Annotated in this window: 9 protein-coding genes; 2 read left to right on the top strand and 7 right to left on the bottom strand. The window is 71.5% G+C overall.

Going from position 1 to position 10,659, the window contains the following annotated elements; translation table 11 throughout:
- Nucleotides 1–367: 367 nt before the first annotated feature.
- Complete coding sequence (locus tag V7053_RS15580; protein WP_334173186.1) at nt 368–2,401, top strand: beta-galactosidase; 2,034 nt, start codon at nt 368–370, stop codon at nt 2,399–2,401.
- Between the two features lie 235 nt (nt 2,402–2,636).
- Here the strand turns inward: V7053_RS15580 and V7053_RS15575 are convergent, their stop codons facing one another.
- The 5 genes from V7053_RS15575 to V7053_RS15555 form a co-directional block, all read right to left on the bottom strand.
- The gene (locus V7053_RS15575) at nt 2,637–2,855 is read right to left on the bottom strand and encodes a hypothetical protein (RefSeq protein ID WP_334173185.1); all 219 of its coding nucleotides are present in this window, start codon (nt 2,853–2,855) and stop codon (nt 2,637–2,639) included.
- A gap of 160 nt (nt 2,856–3,015) precedes the next feature.
- Nucleotides 3,016–4,044, bottom strand: coding sequence for a 2-keto-3-deoxygluconate permease (locus tag V7053_RS15570; RefSeq protein WP_334173184.1), 1,029 nt, complete (start codon nt 4,042–4,044; stop codon nt 3,016–3,018).
- A 181-nt stretch (nt 4,045–4,225) separates the two neighbouring features.
- A complete protein-coding gene (locus V7053_RS15565) occupies nt 4,226–5,269 on the bottom strand; it encodes a zinc-dependent alcohol dehydrogenase (RefSeq protein WP_334173183.1) in 1,044 nt (347 codons plus the stop codon).
- 47 nt (nt 5,270–5,316) lie between these two features.
- A complete protein-coding gene (locus V7053_RS15560; protein ID WP_334173182.1) occupies nt 5,317–6,615 on the bottom strand; it encodes a four-carbon acid sugar kinase family protein in 1,299 nt (432 codons plus the stop codon).
- 1 nt (nt 6,616) lies between these two features.
- Complete coding sequence (locus tag V7053_RS15555) at nt 6,617–7,882, bottom strand: RuBisCO large subunit C-terminal-like domain-containing protein (RefSeq protein WP_334173181.1); 1,266 nt, start codon at nt 7,880–7,882, stop codon at nt 6,617–6,619.
- A gap of 268 nt (nt 7,883–8,150) precedes the next feature.
- On the opposite strand from V7053_RS15555, the gene V7053_RS15550 reads away from it, so the two are divergent.
- Nucleotides 8,151–9,011 carry a GntR family transcriptional regulator gene (locus V7053_RS15550; RefSeq protein WP_334173180.1) on the top strand — a complete coding sequence of 287 codons (861 nt, stop codon included), beginning with the start codon at nt 8,151–8,153 and terminating at the stop codon, nt 9,009–9,011.
- A 105-nt stretch (nt 9,012–9,116) separates the two neighbouring features.
- On the opposite strand, the gene V7053_RS15545 is transcribed toward V7053_RS15550, so the two are convergent.
- Together V7053_RS15545 and V7053_RS15540 are read right to left on the bottom strand one after the other, a co-directional pair.
- On the bottom strand, nt 9,117–9,722 hold the full coding sequence (locus V7053_RS15545; RefSeq protein WP_334173179.1) for a TetR/AcrR family transcriptional regulator: 606 nt from the start codon (nt 9,720–9,722) through the stop codon (nt 9,117–9,119).
- A gap of 150 nt (nt 9,723–9,872) precedes the next feature.
- Nucleotides 9,873–10,659: fibronectin type III-like domain-contianing protein (locus V7053_RS15540; protein ID WP_334173178.1), on the bottom strand; the 787-nt coding region annotated here is incomplete at its 5' end.

Genomic DNA, 10,659 nt, shown 5'->3' with positions numbered 1-10,659 from the left:
TCGCTCCGTGGCGGTCGCGTCGGCCAGCCCCGACTGGACGCCTGGGCAGGCTCAAGGGCAGCCCCCGCGGAACCTCCTGGTCCTCAGGCCGGCCGACGGCAGGCGCGCGGGCGGCGACAGGCGGGCAGGCGGCGACAGGCGGGCGGGCGGCGGCAGGCGGGGGGCGGCTGCAGGCGCCCAGCGGAAGGTGCTTGACAGGAGGGGACCTTGCCCGCAGGTTTGTGTATCGATACAAGAACTGGCGTCCAAAGGTGGGTCCGTGGGGGCCGGCCGGCTCTGCGGGGAAGTGCTGGCCCCGCCCGTTCGCCGGGCCCACTTCTGCACCGCAACCGCCGTCTGCCCCGCCCAATGCCTATGAGGAGGCTTCATGACTTCCGGAGACCGCAGGTGGCTGCGCTGGCCCTCGGGACGCGGGCGGCCCATCGCCTTCGGGGCGGACTACAACCCGGAGCAGTGGCCTCGGCAGACCTGGGACGAGGACGTCGCGCTGATGCGCGAGGCCGGGGTCAATCTCGTCTCCCTCGGGATCTTCTCCTGGGCCAGGATCCAGCCCACGAGGGACGCCTGGGACTTCGAGTGGCTCGACGAGGCGATCGAGCTCCTGCACGCGAACGGCATAGCCGTCGACCTGGCCACCGCTACGGCGTCGCCGCCTCCCTGGCTTGCCGCCGAGCACCCCGAGATCCTCCCGGTGAACGTCCGCGGCGAGGTGATCTGGCCGGGAGCCCGCCAGCACTGGCGCCCCACTTCGCCCGTCTTCCGCGAACACGCACTCCGGCTCGTCACGGCCATGGGCGAGCGGTACGGGAGGCACCCGGCGGTCTGCGCCTGGCATGCCTCGAACGAGCTCGGGTGCCACAACGCCTACGACTACTCGGAGGACGCCGCATCCGCCTTCCGGCACTGGCTGCGGCGACGGTACGCCTCCCTGGAAAGGCTGAACGCGGCATGGGGTACCGACTTCTGGGCCCAGCGGTACAGCGGGTGGGAGCAGATCCTGCCGCCCCGGCTGGCAGCGACGCACCCGAACCCGACCCAGCAGCTGGACTTCAAGCGCTTCTCCTCCGACGCACTGAGGGACTACCTCAGGGCAGAGCGGAAGATCCTGCAGCGCCTGTCCCCGGACGTCCCGGTGACCACCAACTTCATGGTGATGGGCGAGACGAAGGGGATGGACTACGCCGCGTGGGCGGACGAGGTCGACTTCGTCTCGAACGACCACTACGTCACCCCCGGGCCGCAGGAGCTCGACGAACTGTCCTTCTCCGCCAACCTCACCGGCAACATCGCCGGGGGCCGACCGTGGTTCCTGATGGAGCACTCCACGAGTGCTGTGAACTGGCAGCCGATCAACACCCCCAAGGCGCCCGGGTCCCTTGCCCGGGACTCGCTGGCCCACGTCGCCCACGGAGCCGACGCCGTCTGCTTCTTCCAGTGGCGACAATCCCGCGCCGGCGCCGAGAAATACCACTCCGCGATGGTCCCGCACGCCGGCCCCGACAGCCAGGTGTTCCGCGACGTCGTCTCGCTCGGCGCGGCACTCGCCCGGCTCGACCCCATTGCGGGCAGCAGGCGAGAACCCGCACGGGCCGCGATACTGTTCGACTGGGACTCCTGGTGGGCCAGCGAAATGGACTCGCACCCCACCGACCGGCTCCGCTACCGCCGAGAAGCCCTCGACTGGTACTCGGCCTTCCTGGCCACCGGCATCCGGGCCGACGTCCTGCCCGCCGCGGCACCCTTCGAGGGCTACCGGCTCGTCATAGCCCCTGTCCTCCACGTCGTCCCCGACAGCCTCCGCCGGCGCATCTCGGCCTTCGCCGAATCCGGGGGACACCTCGTGACGACCTACTTCTCCGGCATCGTGGACGAGAACGACCACGTCTGGCTCGGCGGATACCCGGGAGCCTTCAGCGGCCTCCTGGGCATCAGGGTCGAGGAATTCGGCCCCCTCGCCGAGAACGCCGAGGTCCCCATCGACAGCGGCCACACCGGAAGGCTCTGGGCCGACCCGGTGACGGTCCTCTCCCCGGACGTCGACGTGCTCCGCCGGTTCACAGGCGGAACGTGCAACGGGCGCCCCGCCGTGACCCGCCGCACTCTCTCGTCGGGGTCTGCGAGCTACGTGGCAACGGCGCTCGGGCCCGAGGGTCTGGCCCCCCTCGTGGCCGAGCTGTCCGAAGCGGCCGGCATCGCCCCCGACCTGCCGGCCGAGCTCCGCGGGAGCGTGGAACTCGCCGTCCGGACCGACGGGAGAAGACGCTTCCTGTTCCTCATCAACCGGACCGACGAGGACATCGACATGACCGCCATCGGCGGTACCGTCCTGACCGGCGCCATCGGCACAGGAGCCCGGAAGCTCGGCGGAAGGGGAGTGGCCGTCGTCGAATGCCCGGCCTGACCGCCCGGACGGTTCAGGGCAACGGCGTCGCTGATCCGCAGCCCGCAGCGCATCAGGATGAGCGTGATCAGCCGGTGGCGGGGGTTGGGCCAATTGTCCAGGTTCTCTGGGGCCTCAAGCCGGGGCATGACGTGCTCGCTCAGCGCCCGCGGCGGCCGGACGGTCTCCTTCGGGTAGTCTCGCGGTTGATCCGCTCGACTCCCGAGCTCTGGGGATCGGGACGGAAGTGGATGGGTCAGGCCCAGATTTCGATGTCGGTGAAGGAGAAGTGGACGAAGAGCCTGGGCTCGGCGCCGTTGGGTTCGATCCAGAAGCCGGAGCCGTCCGGTATCGCTGTCTCCACGACGCCCAGGCGCAGGGTCCGGCCCCAGCGGCGGAGCTCGACGGAGTCGCCCTTGCTGGGGGTCCAGCCCGAGGTCCGTCGGCGCTTGGGCTCGTTGCCGCGCGGGTGCATTGGGGATTCCTTTCCGGCTCGTGGGCTTTGAAGGACAGAACCCGGCGCGATCCGGGGCAGGGTTCCGCCCGGTCGCGCGCGGTGGCCTGGGTCCGGGGCGGTGTTCCCTGGACCCAGGCCACCCGTCGGGGTCTGATCGGCGGGCTTGTCCGCGGGGTGGTCAGGCCTGGGGTTCTGCGGCCTGTTCGGGTTGGATGAGGTCCGTGGCCGGGCTGGCTGCCTCGCCGGTGGTTTGCTCCCTCTTCTGTATGCGGCGCGCCCAGGCGACGGTGACGATGGGGCAGAGCACGGCGGAGACGACGACCGAGGCTGCGACCAGGACGGTGGCGTGCTGCGCGGCGGGGGCGTAGGCGGGGTTGGCGGCGGCCACGACGGCGGGGACGATGGCGGCGTTCCCGGCTGTGGTGGCGGCTGCGAGCCCGGCGATCCCGTCGCCGCCGGTGAGCTTGTCGGCCAGGAGCAGCACCGCGCCCCCGACGAAGACCACGAACAGGCCCAGGGCGATGCCGAGCAGTCCGGCATCGAGGACTGCGGTGAGGTTGATGGTCAGGCCGAGGGCGAGCCCGAGGAACGGGATCATCGCCGGGACGAGGGGGGCCAGCAGGGCCCGCATGCTCTTGTCCAGGTTGCCGATCAGCATGCCGAGTGCGAGCGGGAGGATGGCGCCGACCAGTGCCTGCCAGGGGAACGCGGACAGGCCTGCGATCCCGAGGGTGACCATGGTCAGGAAGGGGCCGGATTCGAAGGAGAGGATCGAGTAGGCTCCGGCGTCGCGCTTGCGGCCGAACTGTCCCATGAGGGACATGTAGAGGCCGCCGTTGGTGTCGTTCAGGGCGGCGACGAGGGCGAGGGCCGAGAGGCCTGCGAAGATCCCGGAGCCGATGGGGGCCTCGTGCAGGAAGTGGCCGGCGAGGAGGCCGACGAGGATGGCGAAGCCGATCTTGGCGCCCAGGAGCGCCCCGCCCTTCTTGAGCATGTAGGGGGTGGCCCTGAGCTCGAGGGTTGATCCGAGGCAGAAGTAGAACACTGCGAGGATCGGGACCAGGCCGGTGAAGAAGGCGCCGGTGAAGGAGCCGAAGAAGTCCCCGGCTTTGGGGGCGGTGGTGTGGATGACGGCGCCGATGCCCAGGGGCACGAGCATCATTCCGCCGGGGACTTTCTCCAGGAATCTCCTGATGGGAATCGTCATTGATTTCTCCTCTGGAACTGCGGGGGTGGTGGGTGGTTGGGTCTGGTGCCCCCGGGGCGGGGTGCGGATGTGTCCGGGCGCCGTTTCGGGCCGGTGGCGGCCTGGCTGCCGGGGTCGGGACGCCCCGTCCCCGGGGGCGGGGCGGTATGGTGCCGGGGGCCTGCGGTCGTGGGGTTGGGGGTCAGCCGAGGCCGGGGATGAGCAGTACTTTGCAGGCGTCGCCGGTGAGCAGGTCGATGGCCTGGTCGATCTGGCTGAGCTTCATGCGGTGGGTGATGAGCCAGTCGAGTTCGAGGCGGCCGGAGTCCAGCAGGAGCAGGGACTGTTCCCAGGTCTCCCAGAGCCGGCGTCCGAAGATCCCGCGGAGGGTGATGCCTTTCTTGTTGATGTAGGCGGCGATGTCGACTTCGGCGGGGCGGCTGGGGTGCCCGACGGTGATGACGGTGGCTTCGCGGCGGACTGCCTCGAAGAGGGTGGTGAGGGTGCCGGGGGCGCCGGAGCATTCGAAGGCGACGTCGAAGCCGCCCCTGCGGCCTGTGAGTTCGCGGCAGCGTTCGATGATGCCCCCGTCGGGGTGCAGGGCGGTCGCGCCGAGCTTCTCGGCCTGGGCGCGGCGGTAGGGGTTGGGGTCGACGGCGATGACGTGGGAGGCTCCCATGAGCAGTGCCAGGTGGGCGACGACCAGGCCTACGGGTCCGGCGCCGCTGACGAGCACGGCCCGTCCTGCCACGGCGTAGTCGGCGCGCTGGATGGCGTGGACGGCGACTCCGGCGGCTTCGAGCAGGGCCCCGGTTTCCAGCGGCAGGCCGGTGGGGAGCTTGACGCAGATCTCCTGGGGTGCCGCGGTGTACTCGGCGAACACGCCGTCGATGTGCATGCCCACGATGCCGGTGCGTTCGCAGGTGTGGGCGTTGCCGGTGCGGCAGGGGAAGCACTGCCCGCAGGCCAGGTGGCTTTCGAGGGCGACCCGGTCTCCGACGCGCAGCCCGGTGACGCCGGGGCCGACCTCGACGATGGTGCCGGCGCCCTCGTGGCCGAGGATGACGGGGAGGTTGAGGTTGAAGGCCTGGGCGGAGGGGGTCCATTCGTAGAGTTCGCGGTCGGTGCCGCACAGGGATGCGGCACCGATCTCGATGACGACTGCGCCTTCTGCGGCCTTGGGGTCTCCGGCGTCGGTGAGGTATTGGGCGCCTCGTTCGGCCGCGCTCTTCACTACTGCCCGCATGGGGGCCGCCTTTCTTGGTTGGGTGGTGCCGGTGGTGGGTGTGGGTGTCAGCCGGGGAGCTGGCCGGCGAAGCGGCGCAGGATGTCCGGGGGGCCGACCTGTCCGCCCTTGAGCAGCAGGCGGCATCCGGCGAGGGCGGGGGCGCCCTCGGCGCGCAGGATGGGGCCCGCGGTGACGAACTGGTCCGACACGCGCAGCTGGCGGGCGCCCATGGCGATGAGGGCGTGGCTGGAGGTGTCGCCCCCGCAGATGGCGATGTCTGCGGTGAGCCCTGCCGCCGCGGCGCGGGCTGCGATGCCCCCGATCAGCGCCCCGACGTGGCCCGCGCCAGCCGGTGTGGACGCTCCGTAGCGGGGGTCGCCGGGGCCGCGGGTGGTGTGGAGGACGACGCTGCGCCCGCCTCGGAGGGCTTCGGAGACGCGGTGGTCGAGGGCGGCGACGGCCCCGGCGTCGTGGTGCTGGAGCAGGTCCGGGGGCACGGGCGCGTCCTCCCAGCCGTGGGCGATGGCGTCCTCGATCTGCCCGGCGGTGGTGCTGGATGCGGAGGCGCTCACGGCCAGGACGGGTCCGGAGGCCTGCTGGGGTCCGGGCTGGCGCTCGGCCTCCTGGGAGACCGATCGGGCCAGGGCCGCCATGATCCCGCCGGAGCCGACGACGATCGAGGGCCCGGGGCCGTGCTCCTGGCGCAGCAGCGCTTCGGCCACTTCGTCCATGTGGGCTTCGGTGACGGCGTCGACGATGAAGGCCTGCGCCGCGGGCTCGTGCCGCCGCTGCGCCCAGGCGTCCTTGAACGTGCCGTCCTCGTAGGCGGGCAGGTGGATCGCCCCGGGGACCTGCCCGGTGCCGAGCTGTTCTGCCAGGACCAGGCGCAGGTCGGCCTCGGCCATGGGGGTGGAGGGGTGCCGGGACATGACCGGGTGGCGGTCCAGGCGGTGGATCTGGCCGGCGTGGGCGGCGTAGTGGTTGCTGAAGGCGGTGTAGCGGCCGAAGGCGGGCTGGGCGGGCACCACGGGGATGGCCCCGTGGAGGCCGAAGCGCTCGTGCAGGAGCTGGATTCCGCGCCCGATGCTGCCGACCTCGGGCGAGCTGTCGAACGTGGAGCAGACCTTGTAGAGCAGAACCTGGGGGTTCAGCGCGGCCACTGCTGCCAAATCCCTGCGGACCAGGCCGTCGAAGGCGGGCCCTGCCAGGGACCGTGCCGGTCCGGCGTATCCGACGACGTCGGTGTCGGCGGGCAGCGGCGCGTCGCCGATGGCCAGCGCTGCTTCGAGGCCGTAGCGGTGGGACTGGGCCAGGACGTCGGCGGCGCCGGTGAGGTCGTCCGCGACGAAGCCGAAGGCGGGCATGCTAGGCGCCCTTCCCGAAGGCCTGGACGGCCAGCAGCAGGGACTCGTCCCCGACCTGCGCCTTCTCGTGTGCTGCCGCGCCCAGGGGGACGCCGTCCACGGCGGCCTCCCAGGCCAGGCGCAGGCTCCGCACCCCGGCACCGGGCCCTCCGGGGTGTGCTGCCACCCCGCCCCCGGCCAGCATCATCAGGTCCGTGGACCTGACCGCTTCGAAGGTTGGGCCGGGGGTGGTCACGTTCTGTCCCGAGGACAGGACCGGAAGCGGGGTGGCGGTCTGCCCCAGGGGCTGGAGCAGGCTGCGGATGTTCGCGGCGACCTCTTCGTCCGGTTCGTAGAACTTGCTGCCGAGCCCGCTGGCGTGCAGCTGGTCGGCGCCGGCCAGGCGGGCCAGCTGCTGCCAGGCCCGGTAGTCCACGCCCAGGGCCTTGGACCGCATGGAGGCCGCGAGCCCTGCGCGGTGGCCGTGGATGGGCACCTCGGCGAAGCTGCGCAGCCAGGCCAGGGCGGGCAGGCCCATGATCGGGATGTTGAGCATCACGCACCGGCCCCCGGCCCCGACGACCAGGTCGTGGCGCTCGCGCAGCCCGGCCAGGTCGCCGGTGATGTTGAACGCGTACATGGTGGGGTGTCCGGTCTTCTGCTCGGCGGAGCGGATCTCCTCGGTGGCGATCGCGACACGGCGCTCCAGGGGCAGGTATGCAGGGTCCGTCATCAGCTCGTCGTCCTTGATCAGGTCGATCGAGGCCAGGGCCAGGTCCCGGACCACCTGCCGGTATTCCTCTTCCGAGAGCCCGACATTGGGCTTGACGATCGTGCCGACCATCACGCCCTCGGCGTCCCCGAGGAGCCTGCGGGTCCCCTCGATCCCGTAGGCGGGGCCAGGGTGGGCGGCGATGAAGTCCTCGGGCAGGGTCAGGTCCTGCAGTCGGCAGGCGTACAGCTCGCCGAGCTCGAACAGGTTCCCGGCGATCGTGGTCTGCAGGGTCGCCAGATCGGTCCCTATGTTCTCCATCGGGAACTCGACCGTGGCCAGGGCCGCGCGGACCCTCTCCGGATTCCTGCGGGAGGGCAGGGAGGGCCGGCGCTGCCCGAGCTGGCGGATCTCCACGACGCGGGCGGCGTGCCGCTCCCGGATCCGGGCCGATTCGCCCGGCACCGGCAGGAACGTGCCGCTGGACTGCTCCCCGGCCAGGATGGCCGCGGCCCTCTCAGGCTCGATCTCGGACTCGAGGTAATAGGTGCAGCGCACCGCGCGGGAATCGCGCATGGACTCTCCATTTCCACAACAGGGGGTTCGAACGGGAATGCCGCCGCCGGTGACCGCCGGGATCAGGCGGGAGAACGGCGGGCCGCGATGCCCGTCCGCGCTCCTTCGCCTGCTCAGTGCGTCTTCGTGCGCCAGCTGATCTTTTCATTCGACGGAACTCGTCCGTACAATTGGTACGTACATTACCGGTGATCTGGGTCACCGGTCAAGCGGGCCCCGGAAGGAGGGACGTCCGGCTAGGATGTGCACGGACGGCAGAGGAGTCGGCATGGGAGCAGGACCAGCAGGTGCAGAGGCCCCGGAGCGGGCGCCCGGGCTGAACCGGGAGGGCGGAACGCCGCTGCACGCCCAGATCCGCGACATACTGCACCGGCAGATCCTGGACCTGCCCCTCCACCCCGGCTCGCCCCTGCCCACCGAGGAGGAACTCCAGCGGCAGTTCGGCGTCTCCCGCAGCGTCGTGCGCCAAGCCCTTTCCGGCCTGGCCGACCTCGGCCTGATCCGGCGCCAGCGCGGCCGGGGCAGCGTCGTGGCCGCCGCGCCCGTCCTGCGCCGCCAGCTCCAGCGCGCCGGCGGGCTGGACGAGCAGGTTGCCGCCCACGGCCAGCGGCTCAGGACCCACGTCCTCGCCCTCGAGCCCGCCGCCCCGCCCGCCGCGGGCGCCCAGGCCCTGGGCACGGAGAACACGTGGAAGATCGAACGGCTCCGGTACCTCGAACAGGTCCCGGTGGCCTTCATGCGCACCTGGGTCCCGCGCGAGCTCTTCCCGCACCTCACCCCCGCGCTGCTCGAGGACGCCTCCCTGCTCGCGCTCATGCGCGAGCACGGCTACCACCCCGCAGGGGGCCCCAGGCAGGTCCAGGCCGTGGCCTCGGACACCGACCTCGCCCAGAAGCTGGACACGAACCCCGGCCAGCCGCTCCTCCTGCTCGAGGGCGTCACCCGCGACGCCCTCGGCCACGGCCTCGAATGGTTCAACGTCTGGCACGGCCCCAACACCGTCTTCGACGTCGACGCACAGGTCACCTCGCAACCCGGGCCCATCTCCCAGGACCACATCCGACGCCTTCGCACCCTGACGCAGCAGCTCGAATCAGAACTCGCAGCACTCGACCAAAGACCGCGCTAGCCGGACCCCTCAAGCCCCAGGTGCTCGGAGCCGGATCTGGGCGGCGTCATCGGAGCCGGCGCGGCGCTGCGCACGTTTGAAGCCCCTGCCCTGCCGACAGCCGCCCTACGCCGTGTGCCGGTGCGGGGCGCGCAGGTGCGACAGCGCGGCCGTCACGGCCTCGGCGAGGTCGAAGTCGGGGTTGAGCAGCCACCGGAGCTGGAGCCCGTCCGAGATGGCCAGGACAGCGTGGGCCTGCGCCTCGGCGTCGAGGTCGTCGCGGAGCACTCCGGATGCCTGTTGGGTGAGGATGCTGTCTCGGACTGTCTGCTCGGTGCGCAGGTAGCGGCTCTTGAAGAATTCGTGGGCAGCGTGGGTCGGGTCGGTCGATTCGGCGGCAAGGATGATGAACAGCCGGGCCATGCCCGGGTTCTTCATGTTCCGCCGCGCGACGAAGGCGAACTGCTCCACGATGTCCAGGTGCGGGAACTCGGCGGCGTTCTCCGCGGCGAGGATCTGGTCCCGGCGCTGCAGGAGGGCGCGAAGCAGTTCTTCCTTCGAGGGGAAGTGGTGCAGGAGCCCGGGAAGGGTCAGGCCCGCCTGGTCCGCGACCTTCCGCAGGGACCCGCCCCGGTAGCCGTCGGTTCCGAAGACCTCGACGGCGGCTTCGAGGATGCGCTCCTTCGCTTCGGCGCCACGCCGCGCCGTATCACTTTCCGTCCTGGTCGCCATGGAGCCCATCATCGCACCGCCCTCCGCCCACGCTGTCAGGGGAGCCGATCGAGACCTGCCGATGATGCGATCTCCCCGACCAGTTCAGGACAATGCGGCGACGGACTGCCCGGCAGGCTTCGTCGCCTGCCGGCTCTGGCTGCTCGGCAGTCACTCCGACACCTGGCGCAGCAGCTGCTGTATGGCCTCGGGCGTGAGGGGGCTGCCGGGGAAGGCGGCGAGGCGGGCGAGGGGGAAGGAGCCGATGAGGGAGCGGCCTTCGGGGTCGGTGAGGAGGGCGGCAAGCTGGTTGCCCGCGCGGGCGGCGTCCTCGAGGATCCTCGTGAGGGCTGGGCCTCCGGTGGGGTGGGCGAGCCATTCCTCCAGGGTCGAGCCGGGGGTCAGCGGCAGGGTGAGGTCGTCGCCGTGGAGGCGGACGACGGCGGCCTGGCGGAGGTCGCGGGAGGAGGCGCCGACCTCGATGGCGTACTCGCCGCCCTCGAGGACCCACCGCTCGAGGGTCGGGTGCCAGAGGGCGAGGTCCTCGCGGCTGATCCTGATCTCGACCCGCTGGGCCTGGCCGGGGTCGAGGTCCACGGCGGCGAAGCCCTTCAGCTCCCGCCGGGGCCGGGCGAAGGCGGAGCCGGGCAGGGAGGTGTAGGCCTGGACGATCTCGCGCCCGGCCCGGTCCCCGGTGTTGGTCACCTGGACGCTGAGGGCGATCCCGCCGTCGTCCTCGGCCCCAGCCTCAAGGTTCGCGTACGCGAAGGTGGTGTAGGAGAGGCCGTGGCCGAAGGGGTAGGAGGGCTCGGTCTCGCGGGCGTCGTAGTGCCGGTACCCGACGAACAGGCCCTCGCCGTAGCGGACGCGGGAGAGCTCGCCTGGGAAGTCCAGGTAGGCGGGGGTGTCCTGCAGGCGCTCCGGGATAGTCTCGGCGAGCCGGGCGGAGGGGTTTGCG

The sequence above is a fragment of the Sinomonas sp. genome, assembly GCF_036848755.1.
Classification (GTDB): Bacteria; Actinomycetota; Actinomycetes; order Actinomycetales; family Micrococcaceae; genus Sinomonas.
The sequence above is the reverse complement of the archived record's forward strand: the minus strand, read 5'-3'. Positions and strand labels throughout refer to the sequence as shown.